General features: G+C 74.7%; 15 protein-coding genes. 8 read left to right on the top strand and 7 right to left on the bottom strand.

What is annotated here, in order from left to right; all coding sequences use genetic code 11:
- Positions 1 to 27 precede the first annotated feature (27 nt).
- The 3 genes from ABD324_RS20240 to ABD324_RS20230 all read right to left on the bottom strand — a co-directional run bounded on the left by ABD324_RS20240 (position 28) and on the right by ABD324_RS20230 (position 3425).
- Positions 28 to 804, bottom strand: a complete 777-nt coding sequence (locus tag ABD324_RS20240) for an ATP-binding cassette domain-containing protein (RefSeq protein ID WP_344419197.1) — start codon at positions 802 to 804, stop codon at positions 28 to 30.
- A gap of 58 nt (positions 805 to 862) precedes the next feature.
- Positions 863 to 2011: a sugar ABC transporter substrate-binding protein gene (locus ABD324_RS20235; protein WP_344419195.1), complete on the bottom strand. Its 1149-nt coding sequence runs from the start codon at positions 2009 to 2011 to the stop codon at positions 863 to 865.
- A gap of 565 nt (positions 2012 to 2576) precedes the next feature.
- Complete coding sequence (locus ABD324_RS20230) at positions 2577 to 3425, bottom strand: EamA family transporter (protein ID WP_344419419.1); 849 nt, start codon at positions 3423 to 3425, stop codon at positions 2577 to 2579.
- Positions 3426 to 3780: 355 nt separating this feature from the next.
- Between ABD324_RS20230 and ABD324_RS20225 the strand changes: the two genes are divergently transcribed.
- Entirely contained in the window at positions 3781 to 3963 is a 183-nt protein-coding gene (locus ABD324_RS20225; RefSeq protein WP_344419193.1) for a DUF7455 domain-containing protein, read from the top strand.
- A gap of 506 nt (positions 3964 to 4469) precedes the next feature.
- Here ABD324_RS20225 and ABD324_RS20220 read toward each other — a convergent pair.
- Positions 4470 to 6194, bottom strand: coding sequence for a DEAD/DEAH box helicase (locus ABD324_RS20220; RefSeq protein ID WP_344419190.1), 1725 nt, complete (start codon positions 6192 to 6194; stop codon positions 4470 to 4472).
- A 126-nt stretch (positions 6195 to 6320) separates the two neighbouring features.
- Between ABD324_RS20220 and ABD324_RS20215 the strand changes: the two genes are divergently transcribed.
- A complete protein-coding gene (locus ABD324_RS20215) occupies positions 6321 to 7274 on the top strand; it encodes a YihY/virulence factor BrkB family protein (RefSeq protein WP_344419187.1) in 954 nt (317 codons plus the stop codon).
- The gene (locus ABD324_RS20210; RefSeq protein WP_344419184.1) at positions 7271 to 8764 is read left to right on the top strand and encodes an alpha/beta fold hydrolase; all 1494 of its coding nucleotides are present in this window, start codon (positions 7271 to 7273) and stop codon (positions 8762 to 8764) included. The genes ABD324_RS20215 and ABD324_RS20210 overlap by 4 nt, the downstream gene beginning before the upstream one ends.
- On the opposite strand, the gene ABD324_RS20205 is transcribed toward ABD324_RS20210, so the two are convergent.
- From ABD324_RS20205 to ABD324_RS20195, 3 genes are read right to left on the bottom strand one after another with little or no spacing between them, the layout of a single operon-like run.
- Positions 8761 to 9213 (bottom strand): universal stress protein, encoded by a 453-nt coding sequence (locus ABD324_RS20205; protein WP_344419181.1) that lies wholly within the window; start codon positions 9211 to 9213, stop codon positions 8761 to 8763. The genes ABD324_RS20210 and ABD324_RS20205 overlap by 4 nt on opposite strands.
- The gene (locus ABD324_RS20200; RefSeq protein ID WP_344419178.1) at positions 9210 to 10484 is read right to left on the bottom strand and encodes an MFS transporter; all 1275 of its coding nucleotides are present in this window, start codon (positions 10482 to 10484) and stop codon (positions 9210 to 9212) included. The genes ABD324_RS20205 and ABD324_RS20200 overlap by 4 nt, the downstream gene beginning before the upstream one ends.
- Positions 10481 to 10930, bottom strand: a complete 450-nt coding sequence (locus tag ABD324_RS20195; RefSeq protein ID WP_344419176.1) for a MarR family winged helix-turn-helix transcriptional regulator — start codon at positions 10928 to 10930, stop codon at positions 10481 to 10483. The genes ABD324_RS20200 and ABD324_RS20195 overlap by 4 nt, the downstream gene beginning before the upstream one ends.
- Before the next feature lie 121 nt (positions 10931 to 11051).
- Between ABD324_RS20195 and ABD324_RS20190 the strand changes: the two genes are divergently transcribed.
- From ABD324_RS20190 to recD, 5 genes are all read left to right on the top strand, one after another.
- Complete coding sequence (locus tag ABD324_RS20190) at positions 11052 to 11486, top strand: DUF6319 family protein (RefSeq protein ID WP_344419173.1); 435 nt, start codon at positions 11052 to 11054, stop codon at positions 11484 to 11486.
- A gap of 49 nt (positions 11487 to 11535) precedes the next feature.
- Positions 11536 to 13023, top strand: a complete 1488-nt coding sequence (locus ABD324_RS20185; protein WP_344419170.1) for an SDR family NAD(P)-dependent oxidoreductase — start codon at positions 11536 to 11538, stop codon at positions 13021 to 13023.
- 173 nt (positions 13024 to 13196) lie between these two features.
- Positions 13197 to 16490 (top strand): exodeoxyribonuclease V subunit gamma, encoded by a 3294-nt coding sequence (recC, locus tag ABD324_RS20180; RefSeq protein ID WP_344419167.1) that lies wholly within the window; start codon positions 13197 to 13199, stop codon positions 16488 to 16490.
- A gap of 19 nt (positions 16491 to 16509) precedes the next feature.
- Complete coding sequence (locus ABD324_RS20175; RefSeq protein ID WP_344419164.1) at positions 16510 to 20454, top strand: UvrD-helicase domain-containing protein; 3945 nt, start codon at positions 16510 to 16512, stop codon at positions 20452 to 20454.
- Positions 20451 to 22577: an exodeoxyribonuclease V subunit alpha gene (gene recD / locus ABD324_RS20170; protein WP_344419161.1), complete on the top strand. Its 2127-nt coding sequence runs from the start codon at positions 20451 to 20453 to the stop codon at positions 22575 to 22577. Before ABD324_RS20175 ends, recD begins: the two co-directional genes overlap by 4 nt.
- Positions 22578 to 22629 lie beyond the last annotated feature (52 nt).

The following is a 22629-nucleotide window of genomic DNA, read 5'->3' as shown; positions in this document are numbered from 1 at the left end:
CCTCCGCGGGAGTGAGTAGGTCGGCGGTCATGCCCCGACCACTCCTTCGGGACGCGCCAGCCCGAGATCCCCGGACCGGCCTGCGGTGATGAGCTCGACGACCTGCCCGTGCGTGACCTCGCGCGTGGGCACCTCGGCGACCATGCGGCCGAGGTAGAGGGTGGCGATGCGGTCCGCCACCTCGAAGACGTCCGCCATGTTGTGGCTGATCAGGACCACGCCGATGCCCTGCTCGGCGAGCCGGCGCACCAGGTCGAGGACCTGGCGGGTCTGGGCGACGCCGAGCGCCGCCGTCGGCTCGTCGAGCAGGACGACCCGGGAGTCCCAGAGCACGGCCTTGGCGATCGCGACGGTCTGCCGCTGGCCACCGGACAGCGACGCGACCGGGGTGCGGACGCTCGTCACCGTCCGGACGGAGAGGGACGCGAGGGTTCGCCTCGCCGCCTGCTCCATGTCGGCCTCGTCGAGGAGCCACGGCTTCCCGCGCTCCCGGCCGAGGAACATGTTCTGGACGATGTCGAGGTTGTCGGCGAGCGCGAGGTCCTGGTAGACGACCTCGATCCCGAGCTTCGCGGCGTCCGCGGGAGCGCTCATCGTCACGGCCCGGCCGTCGAAGACGATCTCCCCGTCGTCGATCGGGTGGATGCCCGCGACGCACTTGACCAGCGTGGACTTGCCCGCGCCGTTGTCGCCGACGAGCGCGGTGACCTCGCCCGCCCGCACGGTGAGGTCGACGTCGTGGAGCACCTGGACCGCGCCGAAGCTCTTCGACACGCCTCGCAGCTGCAGGATGGGTTCGGACATGCGCGGCCCTCCGTGCGAGGGCGCGCGGCCGGGTCCCGGCCGCGCGCCCTGGTCGTCGTTACTTGATGCCGGCCGCGGCACAGGCCGCCTGGGTGGCCGTCACGCAGATCTCGCTCGCCTTGACGTACCCGGCGTCGGTGACCACCTTGACGTTGTCCTTGGTGATCAGCTGCGGGGTGAGCAGCACCGACTTGACCTGACGGTTGCCCTTCGGGTCGTTGACCGTCTGGGTGGCGGTGGAGTCCGCGGTGGCCTTGTCCCCCTTGGCCAGGGCCGCGGCGAGCTTCGCCGTCGAGTCCGCCTCCTGCTGGATCGGCTTGAAGACCGTCATGTACTGGTCGCCGCGCAGGATGGCCTGCAGACCGTCCGCCGTGGCGTCCTGGCCGGTCAGGGCCACCTTGCCGTTGAGGCCGTACTTGGTCAGCACGGTGACGATCGCGCCGGCCAGGCCGTCGTTCGCGGCGACGACGCCGTCGACCTTGCCGCCGTTGCCGGTGAGGATCTGCTCGAAGGTCTGGCCGCCGACCTGGTTGTCCCACTTGTCGATGGCCTGCTTCTGCACCAGCTTGAGCGCGCCCGAGTCGTACATCGGCTTGAGCACGGTCTGCTGGCCGTTGTAGAACAGCGTCGCGTTGTTGTCCGTCGGCGCGCCCTCGATCTCGATCACCTGGGCGCCCTGCTTACCGGTCAGCGCCTGGGCGAGGCCCTGGCCCTGCAGCGCCCCGACCTTCTCGTTGTCGAAGCTGACGTAGTAGTCGCTGGTGCCGCCGAGGTTGAGCCGGTCGTAGTCGATGACCGGGATGCCCTGGGCCTTGGCCTTGGCGGCCACGGCGGAGCCGCCGTCGGAGCTGATCGACGCGATGACCAGCACCTTCACGCCCGAGGAGATCATCCCGTCGGCGAGGGTCGAGAACTTCTGCTCGTCGCCCTGCGCGTTCTGGATGTCCGGGTCCAGGCCCGCGGCCCGCATGGCCTTGTCGAGCATCGGCTTGTCGAAGCCCTCCCAGCGGGCGGACGTGTCCGTCTCGGGGAGAATGACGCCGACCTTGACCCCACCGGCCGCCGGGGCCGCCGAGGCCCCGCCCGATCCGCTCGAGGAGCCCCCGGAGCTGTTCGCCCCGCACGCGCTGAGGGTCAGGACGAGGCCCAGACCCGCAGCAGCCAGTACTCGCGGCGTCGCTGTGAGCGCCGCCTTCCGAATCCGCATCCAGTCCTCCACGCCGATGTGGCCCCGACGCGGTTGGACGCCGGGTGAATGTTGTGGGCGACAACGTATGCGGAAAATCTGTGTGATGTGAAGCATGGTGAATCGATAAAGTTACGGGGCGATCATCACGATTCGGTCACACAGGTCACGTTTTGTTGCCGGTCCCCGCACTACTCACCTCGCCACCCCGGCCCCCACGCACCCCGGTCCCCCACCCCGCGCGTCGGATCGCGAGCCCCGCGAGTCGGCAGTTCCGGGAGGCGAGTCGCACATCTGCGACGTGCCCCGTGCGACACCCGGCCCGGGTCGCGTACCGCGACCCCGGCACACCCGACCTCACGCCTCCGCCCCACTGCGCCGTCTGGTCGCGCGCCTCCCGGGTGAGTCCCTCCCGACGCACCCTGACCGTCGGGTCGGGCACTCGCTCGTCCGCCCGGAGCGAACAGCGCGAGCCCGGCGGCGCCCGACCGGACGTGTCCCCCGCCACCTTTCGGAGCCCTCCGCAGGTCACGTCCACCCACTCGGGTGATCTTCACTCGACCGCCGCGCCCGATGTCACGCTGTGTCACTCCCGCCGCGGGTCACGGTCCGTCACCGGATACGGCTGCCCGGGGGCCTCCACCGGCACGTCGCCGTCGCGCGAGCGGACCGCCACTGCGGCCACGACGGCCGCGATCCCCGCCGCCTCGGCCAGCCCCGGGAGCTGCCCGAGGACCACGAACCCGATCACCGTGGCCGTGGCCGGGAGCAGGGCGAGGAGCACCGCGAACCGGGCCCGCCCCACGCGTCGCAACACGATCTGGTCCAGCCCGTAGGGCACCACGCTCGACAGCAGTCCGACCCCGACGACCAGCAGCAGCACCGTCGGCTCGGCCAGCGGCGCGAGCCCGTGCGGACCGCCGAGGAACAGCGCCGGCGAGCAGACGATCCCGGCCACCGTGAAGCCGACGGCCATGTCGTCGACCCCGTTGCCGGCACTCGCCACCCTCGTGCCGAGGAGGATGTACGCCGCCCACATGGCCGCCGCCGCGAACGCCCACAGCACCCCGGACACGCTGCCCGACCAGCGGACATCCGCGATGAGGGCCACGCCGCCGGCCGCCAGGAGGACCGCCGCCACGTCCCGTGGCCGCCGGGAGAGCACGGCCGCCACGGCGACCGGGCCGCAGAACTCGACCGCCACCGTCGTCCCGAGCGGGAGGCGGGCGATGGCCTCGTAGAACGCGACGTTCATCAGGCCCGTCGCCACCCCGAACGGGACCGACCGCCGTAACCGAGCGCGACCCCACGCGGCCCGTTCCGGGCGCCGCACGACCAGCAGCACCACCCCCGCCGCCAAGATCCGTAACGCCGCCACGGCGGCCGGCGACAACCGGTCGAACAGACCGACGGCCAGGGCGGCCCCGACATACATCGAGACCGCCCCGGCGACGAAGAGCACCGGCGCCGGGACCCGGCCCGCCACGCTCGGCGTCACGACTGCGCTCCGTAGTCGGCTCGTCCGGACTGTTTACACACGACACCTTGCGGTGTCACAACAGGCACCGCATCATTCACTCGTAGTCAACTGAATCCGTGTTCGTACACCGGACCGCCACCGTGCCGATGATCTGACGACGGTCACCCGTCGAAACGTGATTGTCGTCGCGACACGGACCGGGAACACATGCAGGGGTGTCGAGCGTCTGGAAGAGTGGGACGTACCGCGCGAGCGGTCGTCACAGCAAGCGGTGCCGGAGCCATCCGGCACCAGACGGAGGGAGACCGCTATGCAGCCTGGAACCCTGACCCGGCCCGAGTTGACCCTCGCCGACCGCTGTGACCGCTGCGGAGCAGCGGCGAAGGTCCGCGCCGTACTTCCCAAGGGCGGCGAACTCCTCTTCTGCGGACACCACGCCCGTGCCCACGCCGACAAGCTGCGTGAGCTCGAGGTGGACGTGCAGCAGGGCTGATGGGTACCGGCGACTCCCCTCGCCGGCTTCGAGAACTTCCGCGAGAGGGCGGGCACCAGCAGGTGCGGCCCCTCTCGCGTACCCAGGTCCTGACTCCCCGAGACCCGGCCTCCGAGTCCGCGCGAGTCGGGGTGTGAGCCCGCGCGAGTCGGGGTGTGGATCGGGCGAGCCGCGAGTCGGCGGGTGAGCGGCGGGGCGCCCCGCCGCGAGATGATCTTTCCGACGGGCACCTCCGTGTCCCGGAGGTCGCTCGGCCGTCACCCTCGCGCTGATCATCGCCGAGGTGATCGTTGTCGCGGCGCCACCACGGTGGTCGGCGCCGCTCCCCGTTGTCCGTCGCAATGATCATGGGGACGGCGACCTCGCGGCTCGCGTCCCTCGGTACGGGGTCGTCGGATCGGCCGGCACGTCGTGAACGTGGGTTTCGGCCTCGGAGAAAGTGCCGACTCGCGGGCTCGACAGCCCGACTCGCCGGGAGCCAGGTCCCGACTCGCGGAATACGGTGGTCAGCGCCAGGAGCGGATCGTGGCGATCCGTTCCTCGATCTGCTCGATCGTCGCCATCGCGATGGGCGGGCCGCCGCAGGTCTTGCGGAGCTCGTTGTGGATCATGCCGTGGGGCTTTTTGGTGCGGTGGTTGTGCAGTGCGACCAGGGAGTTCAGCTCCTTGCGGAGCTTCTGGATCTGCTCTCGCACCGACAGCCCGCGCTCGGGCTCCGGGGCCGGCGGCGGGGTGGCGCGGGCGGCGGCACCGGTGCGCGGGGAGCCCCGGTCGACCCAGTCCTGCTGGCGCTGCTGCAGCAGCGAGCGGACCTGGTCGGCGTCGAGCAGGCCGGGCAGGCCGATGTAGTCCTCCTCGTCCGCGGAGAAGGAGGCGCCGTCGTAGATGAGCTGGTCGAGCTCGGCATCGGCGTGCAGGGCCGTGAAGGACTTCTCGTCCTCCCCCGGCTCGTCCTCCTGCCGGTTGGCGAGCATCAGCTCCTGGTCGTTCCACTCCTCCTTGGGCCGGTGCGGGGCCCCGAGGACGTGGTCGCGCTGAGCCTCGAGCTCGCTGGCCAGCCCCAGCAGCACCGGGACCGACGGCACGAACACCGACGCCGTCTCCCCCTGCCGCCGCGACCGCACGAACCGGCCGATGGCCTGCGCGAAATACAGGGGGGTGGACGCCGACGTGGCGTAGACACCCACGGCGAGCCGCGGCACGTCGACACCCTCGGACACCATGCGGACCGCCACCATCCACCGGTCCCGCGACTTCGAGAACGCCTCGATCCGCTCCGACGAGCCCGCCTCGTCCGAGAGCACCAGGGCCGGCATCGTGCCGGTGATCGTCATCAGCAGGGCGGCGTAGGCGCGGGCCGCGGTCTGGTCGGTGGCGATGACCAGCCCGCCCGCGTCGTCCATACCGCCGTTGCGGTGGGCGTCGAGCCGCCGGTCCGCGGCGGCGAGCACGGACGGCATCCACTCGCCGGCGGGGTCCAGCGCGGTGCGCCAGGCCATGCCGGTCTGTTCCTTCGTCATCGGCTCGCCGAGGCGCGCGGTGATCTCCTCGCCGGCGCTCGTGCGCCAGCTGGAGGTGCCCGAGTACGCCAGGAACACCACGGGCCGGACGACGTTGTCGGCCAGCGCGTCCGCGTACCCGTACTGGTGGTCCGAGCGCGAGCGCAGCGCGCCCTCCGCGTCCCGCTCGTACTCGACGAACGGGATCGGGTTGTCGTCCGACCGGAAGGGCGTCCCGGTGAGCGCCAGGCGCCGCTCGGCGGGCTCGAACGCGAGCTGGACGCCCTCGCCCCAGGACTTCGCGTCCCCGGCGTGGTGGATCTCGTCCAGGATCACCAGGGTCCGGCGGTTCGCGGTGCGGGCCCGGTGGGTGTTCGGGTGCACGGACACGCCGGCGTAGGTGATCGCGATGCCGTGGTAGTCCCGCGAGGTGCCCTGCGAGGCCCGGAACTCCGGGTCCAGGGCGATGCCCACCGCGGCGGCCGCCTGCGCCCACTGGTACTTGAGGTGCTCGGTCGGCGTGACGACCGTGATCGCCTCGATCGTCCGGTCCGCCAGGAGCTCGCTGGCCACCCGCAGGGCGAACGCCGTCTTCCCCGCGCCCGGGGTCGCGACGGTGAGGAAGTCCTGGGGCTTCGCGGCGAGGTACCGGGCCAGCGCGGACCGCTGCCAGGCACGCAGCGGACGCGAGGACGGGGACAGCGCGACCGTCCCGGATTCCGTCTGCGTCACGCGTCTCCCTGTCCTGCCGACCAACCGATCCGGCCGCCGTTCAGGGTATCCGCCCGCCCCGGCCCGGCGAGTCGCGACCCGCCTCACGCACGATCGCCGCACGTCATGGTGGACTCCCTCCCCGCCATGACAACCTCGCTCCGCGCCGGGCACCGGACCCGGCTCCGCACCCACCCGGCCACCCGGGTCGCCGGCCGGACGCTGGGCAAGGCGTGGGACGACGGCATCTTCTCGATGTCCGCGCAGGCCGCCTTCTGGCAGGCGCTGAGCCTGCCCCCGCTGCTGCTGGCGCTGCTCGGCTCGCTGGGCTACGTCGGGAGCTGGTTCGGGCCCGGGACCGTCGGCCGGGTCGAGGCGACGATCGTCGCGGCGTCCCGGCAGGTGTTCGCCGGCGACGTCGTGGACACGATCATCGCCCCGACCGCGGCGGAGATCCTGGGCCACGGCCGCGCCGACGTCGTCTCCATCGGGTTCGTGGTGGCCCTGTGGGCGAGCTCCTCTGCGGTCGCCTCGCTGGTCGACTCGACGACCCGGGCCCACGGCCAGCAGGGCATCCGCAACCCCGTCTGGCAGCGGCTCGTCGCCTGGACGATCTCGCTGGTCGCGCTGCTGCTGTCGCTGGTCGCGCTGCCCGGCCTCGCGCTGGGCCCGGAGCGGCTGAAGGCCTGGTGGCCGGCCGTCTCCCCGCTCGTCGACGCCGGCTACTTCCCCGGCCTCGGCCTGCTGCTGGTGTTCTGCCTGGCCACCCTCTACAAGGTCGCGCTGCCGTGCGGGCTGCCCTGGCACCGGCTGCTGCCGGGAGCGGGTCTGGCGGCCGTCGTGTTCGTGCTCGCGACCTCCGGGCTGCGGTTCTACATCGCCTTCGTCACCAGCACCGGCTACACCTACGGCGCGCTGGCCACCCCGATCGCCTTCCTCCTGACCGCCTACCTCTTCGGGTTCGCGGTCGTGCTGGGCGCGCAGCTCAACAACGCGCTGCAGGAGGTCCGGCCGGCCGAGCAGACCCGTCACCGGGAGCGCCTCGCGGGCGCCGCACGCGGGTGGGGACAATCGCTGCGATCCGCGAGAGGGGGCCCATGACCAGCAGGAACCACACCGACGACGCCGCACTGCCACTGGACGCGCTGCTCACCGAGGCGGCCCGCGGCCCGCTCGCCCGGCTGCTGCCCGCCGCGGCCGCCGCCCGGTTCGTCGGGGCACTCGTGCGGCACCCGACCCGGGTCGCGGCCCGCGGGACCGGCCTGGCCGCCGAGCTCGGCCGGATCGCCGGCGGCGGAGCCGGTCCCCGCCCGGACGCGACCCACCACGCCATCCGGGCCGCCGTCCTCGATCTGGTCGACGATCTCGCCGAGGCCCCCGAGGACGCGGAGCGGCTGCGGTTCGCGGCCACCCGGATCGCGGAGCTCCTGGCGCCCCGGCGCCCGGCCGAGCTGCGCGCGCTCGCGGCGGACCTGGCGTCGCTCCCCCGGGTCCCGGGCAGCGGGCTGCGCCTCGAACCCGGCACCGACACGGCCACCGCACCCGGCGCCGTCGTGTGGCGGACGCCGGTGTGCGAGCTGATCCGGTACCTGCCGGTCACCGAGCGGGTCGGCGAGGTGCCGGTGCTGGTGGTCCCCGGCTTCGTCAACCGGGTGCACCTCGTGGACCTCGCGCCGGACCGCAGCCTGGTGGCCCACCTCGTCGGGGCCGGGGTGCAGGTGCTGGCGCTGTCCTGGCGCGATCCGGGCCCGCAGGACGCGGCCCGGGACCTCGACACCTACGCGGACGCCGTCGCCGGAGCCCTGGACGCCGCGGGGCGGATCTGCCGCGTGGACCGGACCACGCTGCTCGGGCTCGGCGCGGGCGGGCTGCTCGCGGCCGCCGTCACGGCGCGCCTGGAGCGGCAGGAACGGGTCGCCGCGCTGGTCCTGGCCGGCACCGCGCCCGGCCGGGACGCCGGTAACACCGGGCCCGGCGCGCCCACCCCCGTCGACGAGCGGGAGGTCGAGGCCGCGGTCGGGGCCGTGACCCGCGCCGGGCGGCTCGACGGGCGGCGTCTCGCCGAGCTGCACGCCCTGCTCTGCCCCGCGCTGCTCCGGCCCGCGCGCGACGGCACCGCCGATCCGCTGCGCGCCTGGAACCTCGACACCCTGCACGTCCCGGCCGGGCTCTACCGCGACCTCACCCGGATCGCCCTGAGCGGCGAGGTGCCCGGCGCGGACCTCGGATCGGTCGACCGGGACGTCTACCTGGTGGCCGGCGTGACGGACCGGCTCGGCAGCTGGCAGGGCGTCTACCGGACCACCCAGGTCCTCGGCGGCAAGAGCCGGTTCGTGCTGGTCCCGGGCAGCACCGCGGCCGCCGTGGGGTACGGGACGAGGGTCTTCCGGGCCGCGGACGGCGGCGTCTCGTCCGGGAACCCGGCCGATCCCGAACGCTGGCGGAGCGCGGCCCGCCTGCACACGGGCTCCTGGTGGGCGGACCTCACCGCGTGGCTCGACGAGCGGTCCGGCGACCGGGTCGACGCGCCGCCGGAGCTGGGCGGGCGGGGGCTGCACGCGCTGCACCCCGCGCCCGGCACGTACTTCTAGGGGACCACCGTCACCGGCCAGCGACCCGCCTTCACCACCCGCGTCGCCACCGAGCCGAACAGCTTGTGGCCGGCCTGCACGCTGGCCCCGACGACCACCGCGTCCGCCCGCTCGCGCTCCGCCACCGCGACCATCGCGGCCACGGGATCACCCGCCACGGTCTCGAACGTCACGTCGACGCCGTACTGCGGGCCCATCTCGGCCACCTCCGCCCGCAGCTCCTCGATCAGGGTGTCCACGCCCGGATCGGCCACGGCCGCCGCGGCGAGCGGGACCGCGGTGGCGAAGGCGGCGGCCGGCAGCCGGTCCGCGTAGACCGCGACCACCCGTCCGCCCTGCCGCCGGGACTGGCCGATCGCGTAGTGCAGGGCCCGCCAGCCCGTCTCCGAGCCGTCGATCCCCACGACGACGGCCCGCGGCCCGTCGCAGCCGTACTCGAACCCGGTCATGACCGTCCGCTCTCGTGCCTCAGGGCGTCCTCGGCGAGGATCGCCTCCTCCGGATCGGCCGGGATCTCCGTGACGGCCTCCTCGGCGGCCTCCCCGTCGGCCGTCGCGTCGGCGTTCTCGAGGTCCCGGTGCACCGTGGTGAGCAGGGCCACGCCGGCCAGCACGACGACCGCCCCGATCCAGAACGGCACGTGCACGCTGATCCCGGCCGCGAGCAGGCCCGCGGCCAGCGGGGCCAGCCCGCCGCCGATGAACCGGACGAAGCCGTACGTGGCGCTGGCGACGCTGCGCGGCACCGGCGAGATGCTCATCACGGCGGTGGTGACGAGCGTGTTGTTCAGCCCGACGAACGCGCCCGAGGCGATGACGGCGACGATCACCGTGGGCACCGACCCCGAGAAGGTCCCGATCACCGCGAGGATGACGGCGACACCGACCAGGCTGCCGTAGAGCGTGCGCGCCGTGCCGAAGCGGTCCTTGAGCCAGATGGCGCCGAAGACCGCGAACAGGGCGACGAGCAGGCCCCAGCCGAAGAACACCAGGCCCAGCCGGATCGCCGAGAGGTTCATGAGGAACGGCGCGTAGCCGAGCAGGGTGAAGAAGCCCCAGTTGTAGAGGAGCCCGACCAGGCTGGTCGTGCGCAGGCTGCGGTGCCGCAGCGCCGTGAGCGGCTCGGAGAGCCTCGATCTCTCGGCGGGCGGCGGGGTCTTCTCCACGAACGCGACGGTGGCCACCAGCGCGACCAGCATCAGCACCGAGACGCCGAAGAACGGGCCGCGCCAGGAGATCGAGCCGAGCAGCCCGCCCAGCAGCGGGCCGGTGGCGATGCCGATGCCCAGCGCCGTCTCGTACAGGACGATGGCGCCGCCGAACCCGCCGCTCGCGGAGCCGACGATCACGGCCAGGCTCGTCGCGATGAACAGGGCGTTGCCCAGGCCCCAGCCGGCGCGGAAGCCGACGATCCCGCCGATGCTCCCCGACGCCGCCGCGGCCGCCGCGAACACGACGATCAGCACGAGGCCGGCGACGAGCGTCTTCTTGGCGCCGATCCGGCTGGACACCCAGCCCGTGACCAGCATCGCGACGGCCGTGACCACGAGATAGCTGGTGAACAGCAGCTCCGCCTGGGTCGGCGTGGCGTGCAGCTGGTCGGTGAGCGCCGGGAGGATCGGGTCGACCAGCCCGATCCCCATGAACGAGATGACGCAGGCGAACGCGACGGCCCAGACGGCCCTCGGCTGCCGGAACGGGCTGGCGGTGTGGGTACTCACGCGGCTCCCTCGGTGGTGTGGGTGAGGGCGGCCAGCGCGCGCGTCGCGTCGAGCAACGCGCGCCGGTCGTCGGCGGGCAGGGTCGTGATCCGGTCGGCCACCATGACGGCGCGCTGCGCGTGCCGCTCCCGGATGTAGCGACGACCGGCGTTCGTCGGGGCGACGAGCGTGGCGCGTCCGTCGGTGGGGTCCGGGGCGCGGCCGACCAGCCCGGCGGCCTGCAGCCGACCGACGATCCCGGTCATCCCCGGCTGGCTGGCCCGTTCGAGGGCGGCGAGCTCGGTGACCCGCCGCGGCCCCTCCCGCACGAGCTCGTCGAGGACCGAGAGCGCCACGGTGTTCCACTCCTCGTTCCGCAGCGTGCGGCGCAGCCAGCTGGCCACCTGCTCCAGGACGCCGGCCAGCTCGGCCACGTCGGGTGCATCGGTCTCCACCGTCCGGTTCACCCCTCCATTACATCACCGACTTATATAAATGGTCGATACAGGTGACCCGGTCCCGGCGCGGTCGAACACCTGTTCTACGGTCAGGCTTGTCGTCCCACCCGCCTGCCTGGAGAGGGAGCCCGTGACCACTGCCGAGCCCACCCCCGCCGACGTCCCGTCGACGGTCCCGCCCGCTGCCGACGCCTCCGGCTCCCCCGCCGGCACCGCTACCGATGCCGCCACCGGGACCAACGACGTCACCTCCGAGAAGCCCAAGCGGGGGCGTCCGAAGGGCTCCACGGCGCGCACCACGCGTGTCGTCGAGCTGACCCTCACCGTGAGCGGCTCCGCGGACGGCGAGTGGCAGGCCGAGCTCAAGCGCGGCGCCACCTGGCTGGCCCGGGCCCTGCCGGTGTCCGCCGCCGCGGTGGTCAAGGCCGCCGCGGAGCTGCACCCCGAGATCGGCGGGCCGATCGAGGAGGTCATCGGGGAGGCCCGGGCCGCGCGCGAGGCCAAGGTCGCGGAGCTGGAGGCCCAGCTCGAGCAGGCCCGGAAGGCCCTCGCCGAGCTGGAGTGAGAACCGGGTTCCGTACCCTTTCCCGGTCAGCACGAGGCGAGGGATACGGATGACGGTGGACGCTGAGGACCGGAGCGCAGGGATCGACCCCGGGGAGCTCGCGACCTGTCTGAGGGTGCTCGCGGCGCTCGACGAGCTGCCGCCCGAGCATCCCGACGCCGTCACCGTCCGGCGGGCCACCGCGGGCATCTGGAAGTCGGTGAAGGCCCGCCGCAAGAGCGACCGGCGCAAGGCCGTCACGGACGCGGACAACGCCGTGTTCGCCGCCACGGCGACCGCCGCCCCCGGCCGGGTGGACGACGAGACCGCGGGCATCCCGCTCGCCTCGACCACCCCGGGCGCGACGGCGGGCACGCTGCTGCGCGCCCGCTCCTGCTACATGTGCAAGCAGCGCTACACCGAGGTCGACGCGTTCCATCACAACCTCTGCCCGTCGTGCGCGGGGTTCAACAGGGCCCGGCGGGACGCCCGCACGGACCTGAGCGGCCGGCGCGCCCTGCTGACCGGCGGCCGGGCCAAGATCGGCATGTATATCGCGCTGCGGCTGCTCCGCGACGGCGCGCACACCACCATCACCACCCGCTTCCCGCACGACGCGGTGCGCCGCTTCTCCGCGCTCGAGGACAGCGCGCAGTGGCTGCACCGGCTGCGGGTCGTGGGCATCGACCTGCGTGATCCGGCGCAGGTCGCGGCGTTGGCGGACGACGTCGCGGCCCAGGGCCCGCTCGACGTCCTGATCAACAACGCGGCCCAGACGGTGCGCCGCGCCCCCGGCTCCTACGCCGCGCTGGCCGAGGCGGAGGCGACGCCGCTGCCCGCGGACACCGTCCCGGAGGTCCTGGTCTTCTCCCACGCCTCGGACGCGCACCCCGCGGCACTCGCGGGTGCCGTCCCCGCGCTCGGCGCGGTGGTGGAGACGGCGGAGGGCGGCTCGGCCGCCGCGGACCGGCTCGCCTCCCTGGCGATGACGGCGCGCAGCGCGTCCCCGGAGCGGATCGAGGCGGGCATCGCGGTCGACGCCGGCGGGCTGCTGCCGGACACGGCCCGGGTCAACAGCTGGGTCGCGAACGTCGAGGGCGTGGACCCGCTCGAGCTGCTCGAGGTCCAGCTCTGCAACCAGACCGCGCCGTTCATCCTGATCTCCCGGCTCCGGGCGTCGCTGGCCGCCGGGGCCGCCCGCGCGGGGCGCGCGTACGTGGTCAACGTCAGCGCGATGGAGGGCGTGTTCGGGCGGGGCTACAAGGCTCCGGGGCACCCGCACACGAACATGGCGAAGGCCGCGCTGAACATGCTCACGCGCACCTCGGCCGAGGAGATGTTCCGCTCCGACAAGATCCTCATGACGGCCGTGGACACGGGCTGGATCACCGACGAGCGCCCGCACCACCAGAAGCTGCGCCTCGCCGACGAGGGCTTCCACGCCCCGCTGGACCTGGTCGACGGCGCGGCCCGGGTGTACGACCCGGTGGTCCGGGGCGAGGCGGGCGAGGACCTCTACGGCTGCTTCCTCAAGGACTACGCCGTCAGCACCTGGTAGCGCCCTCGCGAGTCACGCCCGTTCCCCGCGAGTCGGCCCGCCGGCGGAGCCGGCCGATCGGCAGAGCCGGGAGGCCGAAACACACATCTGCGACGCCCGATCCTGTGGACAACCCGGGCTCGCGGGCGTGCCCCGCGCCGGAACCGTCGGCCCCCGTCAGTAGGTTCGTTCCCGTGCTGCTGATCCACCGGGCCGAGCGGGCCGACCGGTTGGCCGACGCGCTCGCCGAGGTGATCGGCGGGCCGGCGGTGGACCCCTTCGTGGCCGAGATCGTCGCCGTGCCCGAGCGCGGTGTGGAGCGCTGGCTCGGGCAGCGGCTGGCGGGCCGGTTGGGGACGGGCGGGGGGACGGACGGCGTGTGCGCCAACGTCCGTTTCCCCGCACCCGGGCAGATCCTGTCGGAGGTGGTCAACCTCGCGACCGGCACCGACCCGGAGGCCGATCCCTGGCACGCCGCCCGCGCGGTGTGGCCGCTGCTGGAGGAGATCGTCCGCGCCACCGCCGACCCCGGCGACACGTTCGCGGCCCTCGCCGCGCACCTCGCCCAGAGCGGCGGCTCCCGCACGTACGCCGTCGCCCGCCGGCTGTCGGACCTGTTCGCGGGCTACGCGATCCACCGCCCGGACATGGTGCGGGCGTGGCACGAGGGCGGGTCCGCGGGCGTCCCGGCGGACCTGCGGTGGCAGGTCGAGCTGTGGCGGCGGCTCCGGGCCCGGATCGCCGTCCCGAGCGCGGCCGAGCGGCTGCTCGCGGCCGATCGCGCGCTGCGGGCGGATCCCGGCCTCGTCGCCGCGATCGTCCCGGAGCGGCTGTCGGTCTTCGGGCCCACCCGGCTCGCCGCCGAGCACCTCGCCGTGCTGTCGGCACTCGCCGCGCACCGGGACGTGCACCTGTGGCTCCCCCATCCGTCCCCCGCCTTGTGGGAGTCGTTGCGGGGCAAGGACTTCGGGTTCACCCGGGAGCAGGACGAGTCCGCGCGGGCCGTCCGCAACCCGCTGCTGCGTTCCCTGGGCCGAGACATCCGCGAGCTGCAGCTGCGGCTCCCGACCGGCGCGCAGGACCTGCATCACGAGGCACCCGCTCCGCCGGACACGCTGCTCGGCTGTCTCCAGGCCGCGCTCCGCGCCGACAGCCCGCCGCCGCCCGCACCGGAGCCGCTCGCCGCGGGCGACCGGAGCGTCCAGGTGCATGCCTGCCACGGGCCGGACCGGCAGGTCGAGGTGCTGCGCGAGATCGTGCTCGGCCTGCTCGCGGCCGATCCCACGCTCGAGCCGCGGGACGTCATCGTGATGTGCCCGGACATCGAGGCCTTCGCGCCGTTGATCTCGGCCTCGTTCGGGCTGGCCGCGGAGACGGACGCCGAGGACACGCACCCCGGACACCGGCTCCGGGTGCGCCTCGCGGACCGGTCCCTGCGGCAGGCGAACCCGTTGCTGGGCACCGTGTCCGCGCTGCTGGAGCTGGCGGACTCGCGCGTCACCGCGTCCCAGGTGCTCGACCTGGTGGGGTCGAGCCCCGTCCGGCGCCGCTTCCGCCTCGACGACGACGCGCTGGACCGCCTCGGTGAGCTCGTGGTCGGTGCCGGCGTCCGCTGGGGGCTCGACGGTGAGCATCGCCGGCCCTTCCGCCTCGAGGGCTTCCCGCAGAACACCTGGTCGTCGGGCCTGGACCGGATGCTTCTCGGGGTGGCGATGGCCGAACGCCCCGGCGAGCAGGGCTGGCTCGGGACCGCGCTCCCCCTCGACGACGTCGACTCCTCGGACGTCGACCTCGTCGGCGCGCTCGCCGAGGTCCTGGAGCGGCTGCGCACCGTGCTCGACGCGCTGCGCGGCCCGCAGCCCCTCACCGCGTGGGTCGGGGCGCTGCTCGACGGGCTGTCGGCGCTGGCCTCGACCACCCTGACGGACGCGTGGCAGGAGGCCCAGGCCCGGGCGGAGCTGGCCGAGGTGGTCCGCTCCGCGGGCCCGCAGGCCGGCACGGTCGACCTGTCCCTGTCCGACGTCCGCGGCCTGCTCTCCGACCGGCTGCGCGGCCGCCCGAGCCGCGCGAACTTCCGCACGGGCACGCTGACCGTCGCCACGCTCGTGCCGATGCGCTCGGTGCCGCACCGGGTCGTCTGCCTGCTCGGGGTGGACGACGGGGTGTTCCCCCGCACCGGCGCCCCGGACGGGGACGACGTGCTGGCCCGCGATCCCCACCTCGGCGAGCGGGACCTCCGCAGCGAGGACCGGCAGCTGCTGCTCGACGCGGTCACCTCCGCCACCGAGCACCTCGTCGTCGTGCACTCGGGGATGAACGAGCGCACCGGTGCGCCCCGCCCGCCCGCGGTGCCGATCGGCGAGCTGCTCGACGCCGTGGACGCGGTGGCCGGGGCGGGCGCGGGTGAGCGGGTCACGACCCGGCATCCCCTGCAGCCCTTCGATCCCCGCAACTTCCGCGCCACCGGATCGCAACCGGCGCCGTTCAGCTTCGACCGCACCGCGCTGGCCGGCGCCCAGGCCCTGCAGCACGAGCCGCGCCCGGTGCCGCCCTTCCTCACCGAGCCGCTCGCCCCCGCACCGGAGCCGGACGGCGTGGAGCTCGACGATCTCGTGCGGTTCCTGGAGCACCCGATGAAGGCCTTCCTGCGCCAGCGGGTCGGCATGGTGCCCCGCTCGGAGGACGAGGAGCCGGCGGACGCGCTCCCGGTGCAGCTCACCGGGCTGGACGAGTGGTCGGTCGGCGACCGGATGCTGCGGGACCGGCTCGCCGGGGCCGACGCCGGGCACGGTGTCCAGGCCGAATGGCGGCGCGGCGAGCTGCCGCCGGGCGCGCTCGGCGGGGCCGTCCTGGAGAAGGTCGGGACGGCCGTGGAGCCGCTGGTGGAGGCCAGCGCGGACCTGCGGGTGGGCGACCCGGTGTCGCGGGACGTCGCGGCCGGGCTGCCGGGCGGGGCCCGCGTCGTCGGGACCGTGGCGGGCATCCACGGGAACACCCTGGTCACGGTCGAGTACTCGCGGCTGGGCCCGAAGCACCGGCTGCGCGCCTGGGCCCGGCTCCTCGCGCTCACGGTCACGCGCCCGGACACGCAGTGGCGGGCGGTCACGCTCGGCCGCGGCCGGGGTGGCGGCACGGCGAGGGCCTCGCTGCGCCCGCTCGGGCTCGAGGAGGCCCGCGAGGCGCTGGCCGGGATCGTCGCGCTGCACCGCGAGGGCCTGCGGGAACCGTTGCCGCTCACCGCACCCTGCGGGCTGGCGTACGCGAAGGCGCGCCGGACCGGGGCCGCCGTGCGGGACGCCGAGGCCGCAGCCGGCGGCGAGTGGCGGTTCGAGGCGGAGGACGAGTCGATCATCGCGGTGCTGGGCACCGGGGCCGGCTTCGACGCGCTGCTCCGGCAGCGGGATGCCGCGGGCGAGTCCCGGTTCGGGGCCCTGGCCGAGCGGATCTGGCGGCCGCTGCTCGACGCCGAGCACCTGGAGGTCCTGTGAACGAGCGGGGAGTCGCGCGATGACCCAGGCACTGCTGGCCCACCCGCAGTTCCGGGTCGACGGCGAGCTCCCCTCCGGCACCACGGTGCTGGAGGCGAGCGCCGGCACCGGCAAGACCTTCACCATCGCCGCCCTGGCCACCCGGTACGTGGCCGAGGGGATCGCGCTGCCCCGGCTGATGCTCGTGACCTTCGGCCGCGAGGCCACCCAGGAGCTGCGCGAACGCGTGCGGGAGCGGCTCGGCGCGACCGAGCGCGGGCTGGCGTCGGGCGAGCCGTCGTCGGACGAGGTGACCCGGCTCCTGCAGCAGGGCACCCCCGAGGAGGTCCGGTTGCGCCGCGACCGGCTCCGCACGGCGCTCGCGGACTTCGACGCGGCCACCATCGCCACCACCCACCAGTTCTGCCAGCAGATGCTCGCGGGTCTCGGGGTGGCGGGCGACAGCGATCCGGACGCCGAGTTCGTCGAGCACGTGGACGACCTGGTCACCGAGGTGGTCGACGACTTCTACGTGCGCAAGTACGCCGCCGCCGGGGCGGGCCGGCCGGACTTCGGCCGGGAGGACGCGCTGAAGCTCGCCCGCCAGGCCGTCGGGGACCCGCAGGCCCGGCTCGAGCCGCGGGACGCGGGTCCCGGCTCCGGACCCGGCGTCCGGTTCAGCTTCGCCGCCGCCGTGCGCGGCGAGGTCGACCGGCGCAAGCGCGCGCGGCGCCTGTTCAGCTACGACGACATGCTCACCCGGCTCGCGGGCGCGCTGCGGGACCCGGTGCGCGGCGAGGCGGCGCGGGCGCGGCTGCAGGCGCGCTACGACGTCGTGCTGGTCGACGAGTTCCAGGACACGGACCCGATCCAGTGGGAGATCCTGGAGCGGTCCTTCCACGGGCACGTCACGCTCGTCCTGATCGGCGACCCCAAGCAGGCGATCTACGCGTTCCGCGGGGCGGACGTCGTGTCCTACCTGGAGGCGGCGAAGGAGGGCAGCCGGCTCACCCTCGGCACCAACTACCGCACGGACGAAGAGCTGCTCGGCTCGCTCGACGGGGTGTTCGGCGAGGTCGCGCTGGGCAGCGACGAGATCGTCGTCCGGCACGTGGAGGCGCACCACACCGCCCGCCGGCTGTCCGGCGCGCCGTCCGACGCCCCCTTCCGGCTCCGGGTCGTGGACCGGGACCGGCTCGAACCGCTGACCGGGCGCAGGCTGGGACGGGCGGCCAAGGCGCGGGAGATCGTCGCGGAGGACGTCGCGGCCGACATCGGCGCGCTGCTGGCCTCGGGGGCGCGCTTCGAGGAGCGCGACCTGCGGGCGGGGGACATCGCCGTCCTGGTCCGGACCAACGCGCAGGGCGTGCTCGTCCGGGAGGCGTGCACGGCGGCCGGGGTCGCCGCCGTCCTCACCGGCACCACCAGCGTGTTCACCACGGAGGCCGCGGCCGAGTGGCTCACGCTGCTGGAGGCCGTCGAGCAGCCGCAGCGCACCACCCGGCTGCGGGCCGCGGCGCTGACCTGCTTCGTCGGGCACACCGTCGAGGAGCTCTGCGGCGACGGTGCCGAGCAGCTGGTCGACGAGCTCGGCGCGGACCTGCGGGCCTGGCACGCGATCCTCACCGAGCGGGGGGTCGCCGCGCTGCTGGAGGCCGTCACCACCCGGACCCGGCTGCCCGCCCGGCTGCTCGCGCTCCGCGAGGGCGACCGGATGCTCACGGACGTCCGGCACATCGGGCAGGTGTTGCACCAGGCCTCGCTCGAACGGCACCTCGGACCGTCCGCGCTGGTCGAGTGGCTGCGCCACCGCATGGCCGACGCCGCGCGCGACACCACCACCGAGCGGAGCCGGCGCCTGGAGTCGGACGCGGACGCCGTGCAGATCGTCACCGTGCACCGCAGCAAGGGGCTCGAGTTCCCGGTCGTGTACGTGCCGTTCGGCTGGGACCGCTGGGTCAACGACAAGGCCGAGGTGCTCCTGGTGCACGACGACGAGGGCGCCCGGGTGCTCGACGTCGGCGGCCCCGGTTCGCCGGAGCGCGGCGCCCGCCTGCAACGCCATCTCGACGAGGAGGCGGGCGAGGACCTGCGGCTGATGTACGTCGCGCTCACCCGCGCCCGCTGCCAGGTGGTGGCGTGGTGGGCACCCACCACGACCACGGAGTCCTCCGCGATCCACCGGTTGCTGATCGGGCGGCCGGCGGCGGGGACGGTCCCCGCCCCGAGCTACAAGGTGCCGTCGGACGCGTCGGCGGTGCAGCTGCTCTCGTCGGTGCCCGGGATCGTGGTGGAGACCCTGTCCGACCGCGGGCCCGCCGCCCCCGCGGAGCCGGCGGGTGAGCCGCCGCGGCTCGACGTCGCCCGGTTCGGCCGCCGCCTCGACTCGGCGTGGCGCCGCACCTCCTACAGCGCGCTCACCGCGGACGCGCACGGCTCCCACACCGCCGAGACCCCGGAGCCGCCCACGCCCGGGGTGGGTTCGGAGCCGGAGGTGGCCGGGACGGACGACGAGGCGGAGCTCGACGCGCCGGAGGTCGTCTCCGAGATCGGGGCGGACGTGCCGTCGCCGATGGCGGAGCTGCCGCTCGGCGCGGCGTTCGGCACGTTGGTGCACGCCGTGTTCGAGCACCTCGACCCCACGGTGGCGGACCTTCCCACCGAGCTGCTGGCCCGCACCCGCGAGGAGCTGGAGAAGCAGCCCACCGAGGTCGACGCCGAGGTCCTGGCCGCGGCACTCGTCCCCGTGGTGGAGACCCCCCTCGGCCCGCTCGCCGGCGGCCGCGCGCTGCGGGCGGTGCCCACGTCGGACCGGCTGCCGGAGCTGGACTTCGAGATGCCGCTCGCGGGCGGGGACCTGCCGACCGGCGAGGTCACGCTCGGGGACCTCGCGCCGGTGCTGCGCCGGCACCTGCCCGCGGGCAATCCGCTGGCGGGCTATCCCGATCTCCTCGCCTCCCCCGGCCTGGCCGGCCAGCCGCTGCGCGGGTACCTGACCGGCTCGATCGACGCGGTGCTGCGGGTCGACGGGCGGTTCCTCGTGGTGGACTACAAGACCAACTGGCTCGGCCCGTCGGGTCCGGGCGGCCGGGAGCCGCTGACGGCGGCGCACTACGCCCCGCCGGTCCTGGCGGCGGCGATGCAGGCGGCGCACTACCCGTTGCAGGCGCTGCTGTACTCCGTGGCCCTGCACCGTTTCCTGCGCTGGCGACTGGCGGGCTACTCCCCCGACGAGCACCTCGGCGGGATCCTGTACCTCTTCCTGCGGGGGATGTGCGGCCCGGACACCCCCGTCGTCGACGGCACCCCCTGCGGGGTCTTCGGCTGGCGCCCGCCGGGCGCCCTGGTGGAAGAGCTCTCCGACCTCCTCGCCGCCGCTCCCCGGGCACGGGCCACCCCTCCGGCCGACGTGTCCGGGCCCCCGGCACCGGAGCACACAGCGCCCCCCGGCCCACCGGCCGCACGCGATGATCACCGGCCCGGACCCGTCGACGCCGCACACGGCACCACGGAGTCCGAAGCGCCGAGCACAGACGAGCCCTACCCCGTTCATGATCACCGTATGGGACTCGGACACGCCAAATCCGGCGACCATGGGTCAGAGCCGCCGATCATGGACGGGGCGCCCGACCTCGACCTGTCCAGCCCGGTTCATGATCGCCAGCCTGGACCCGTTCCCGCCACATCCGGCGCCGATGGGTCCGAAGCGCCGATCATGGAGGAGGAGTCCGGACCGGCCGATGATCACCGGCCCGGGCCCGTCCTGGTCGCATCCGGCGCCGATGGGGCCGAGGTGCCGATCGTGGAGGAGGAGACGGGCGAGCTGGCGCTCGATCTGGGCGAACCCGCGACCACGACCACGTCCGGAACCACTTCCAAGGCCGCACCCCGAGGCGCGGCGGGCAAGGCGGCGCGCGCGTCCACGGAGGCACCGGCCGAGGAGGCCGGGCTGTTCGACCTCGACGATCTCGGAGGCTCCTCGTGACCGCCCCGGCCGCTATCTCCGCCCCGATCCCGGCCGCGAGCGGGTCGACCGGCCCCGGAACGCCGGCCGTCGGGGCGACCACCGCGCGGCGGCCCGAGCGCGATCCCCACGACCTCCGTACCGCCCTCGGCGCCCGGGGACTCCTCGGCGAGTTCAACGTCGCGGGGGTGCTCACCGCTGCGGACGTGCACGTCGCGACCCGGCTCGGCGCGCTGGGCGGCGATCCGGGAGGCGAGCCCGAGGAGGTGCTGCTCGCGGTGGCGCTGGCGGTGCGCGCCATCCGCAACGGCTCCGTGTGCCTGGACCTGGCCGAGGTCGCCCACACCGTACTGGGCGAGGGCGAGGAGAGCGTCGACGTCACCGACCTGCACTGGCCCGAGCCCGAGGGCTGGCGGGCCGCGGTCGAGCGCAGCCCGCTCGTCGCGCTCGGCACGGACGCCCCCGCCGGCCGGCCCCTGCGCCTGGTCCCGGTCTCGGGCGGCCGCGGCCTGCTCTACCTCGACCGGTACTGGGCCGAGGAGGAGCTGGTCCGCCGGGAGCTGCGGGACCGGGCCACGGGCGAGCAGCCAGAGGTCGATCCCACCCGCCTCGCCGCGGCCCTCACCCGCCTCTTCGGCCCACCCGCATCGCCCGGGGCGACCACCACCGACCCGACCGACACCGACCCGACCACCACCGGCCCCACGGCAGCCGGCCCCGATGAGGCCGCCACGAGCCCCCGACCCACGACCCACGAACCCGACCTCCAGCGCCTCGCGGCGGCGGTGGCGGCGCTCCGCCGGGTCACCGTGCTCGCGGGCGGGCCCGGCACGGGCAAGACCACCACGGTCGCCCGGCTCCTCGCCCTGCTCCACGATCTCCACGAGGCCGGTGGGATCGGGCGCGGCGAGCCCACCCCCCTGCGGGTCGCGCTGGTGGCGCCGACCGGCAAGGCGGCAGCCCGGCTCGGCGAGGCCGTCGCCCAGCACACCACCGAGCTCCCGCCCGAGGACCGGGCGCGGGTCGGCCGCCCCACCGCGTCGACGATCCACCGCCTGCTCGGCCGCCGCGCCGGCTCGTCCAGCCGCTTCCGGCACGACCGCGCCAACCGCCTGCCCCACGACGTCGTGGTGGTCGACGAGACCTCGATGGTCTCGCTGACCCTCATGGCGCGGCTGCTCGAGGCCGTGCGCCCGGACGCCCGGCTGGTGCTGGTCGGCGACCCGGACCAGCTCGCGTCCGTGGAGGCGGGGGCCGTGCTCGGCGATCTCGCCCGCGCCGGCGGCACCGCCGAACCCGCCCTCGACGAGCGGCTCCGCGCCGCCGGGGCCCTCGAACCGGGCGATCCACCGGTCGTCCACGGCGTCGTCACCCTGCGGCACACCTGGCGCTTCGACGGCGGCATCGCCGAGTTCGCCCGCGCCGTGCAGGCGGGGGACGCGGACACCGCCGTCGGGCTCCTGCACGCCGGGCTCCCGGACGTCACGTTCGTGGAGACCGATCTCGAGGTGCGCGAGCCCGCCGGCCTGGAGGGCCTGCGCCGGGACGTCGTGGCGGCGGCCGGGGCGCTCATCGACGCCGCCGCACGGGGTGATGCCGCGGGCGCGCTCGGGGCCCTGGAGCAGCACCGCCTGCTCTGCGCCCACCGCCGCGGGTCCTTCGGCGTGGCGCGCTGGGGCCTGGAGGTGGAGCGTTGGCTCGCCGCCGCACGCCCCGGGTTCGACGAACCGCCGCCCGGAGAACGTCGCAGCCCCTGGTACCCGGGCCGGCCCCTGCTCGTCACCACCAACGACTACGACCTCGGGCTCTACAACGGCGACACGGGCGTGGTCGTGCGGGAGAACGGGGTGCTGCGGGCGGTGTTCGGCCGGCCGGCCGAGCCGCAGTCCTTCGCCCCCGCCCGCCTGGGCGCGGCGCAGACCGTGCACGCGATGACCGTCCATCGCAGCCAGGGCAGCCAGTTCGCGCAGGTCACGGTCGTGCTGCCGCCTCCGGAGTCGCCGCTGCTCACCCGCGAGCTGCTCTACACCGCGGTCACCCGCGCCCGCGAGTCCGTCCGGATCGTCGGGGCCGAGGAGGCCGTCCGCGCCGCGGTGGGCCGCCCCGTGAGCCGCGCCAGCGGACTGCGCGAGCGGATGGGATGAGCCCGATGGACCCTTTGCAGTCGAATCACCGATGCCGCCGCTCGCCGGGCAG

This window comes from Pseudonocardia ailaonensis (assembly GCF_039531635.1).
Classification (GTDB): Bacteria; Actinomycetota; Actinomycetes; order Mycobacteriales; family Pseudonocardiaceae; genus Pseudonocardia; species Pseudonocardia ailaonensis.
This window is presented reverse-complemented; position numbering and strand designations above follow the sequence as displayed.

Coding starts and splice junctions, on each gene's coding strand:
- ABD324_RS20205 (WP_344419181.1), bottom strand. CDS start 9,213: ATGACCGGGTTCGAGTACGGCTGCGACGGGCCGCGGGCCGTCGTCGTG.
- ABD324_RS20225 (WP_344419193.1), top strand. CDS start 3,781: ATGCAGCCTGGAACCCTGACCCGGCCCGAGTTGACCCTCGCCGACCGC.
- ABD324_RS20210 (WP_344419184.1), top strand. CDS start 7,271: ATGACCAGCAGGAACCACACCGACGACGCCGCACTGCCACTGGACGCG.
- ABD324_RS20240 (WP_344419197.1), bottom strand. CDS start 804: ATGTCCGAACCCATCCTGCAGCTGCGAGGCGTGTCGAAGAGCTTCGGC.
- ABD324_RS20230 (WP_344419419.1), bottom strand. CDS start 3,425: ATGTATGTCGGGGCCGCCCTGGCCGTCGGTCTGTTCGACCGGTTGTCG.
- ABD324_RS20185 (WP_344419170.1), top strand. CDS start 11,536: ATGACGGTGGACGCTGAGGACCGGAGCGCAGGGATCGACCCCGGGGAG.
- ABD324_RS20215 (WP_344419187.1), top strand. CDS start 6,321: ATGACAACCTCGCTCCGCGCCGGGCACCGGACCCGGCTCCGCACCCAC.
- ABD324_RS20235 (WP_344419195.1), bottom strand. CDS start 2,011: ATGCGGATTCGGAAGGCGGCGCTCACAGCGACGCCGCGAGTACTGGCT.
- ABD324_RS20175 (WP_344419164.1), top strand. CDS start 16,510: ATGACCCAGGCACTGCTGGCCCACCCGCAGTTCCGGGTCGACGGCGAG.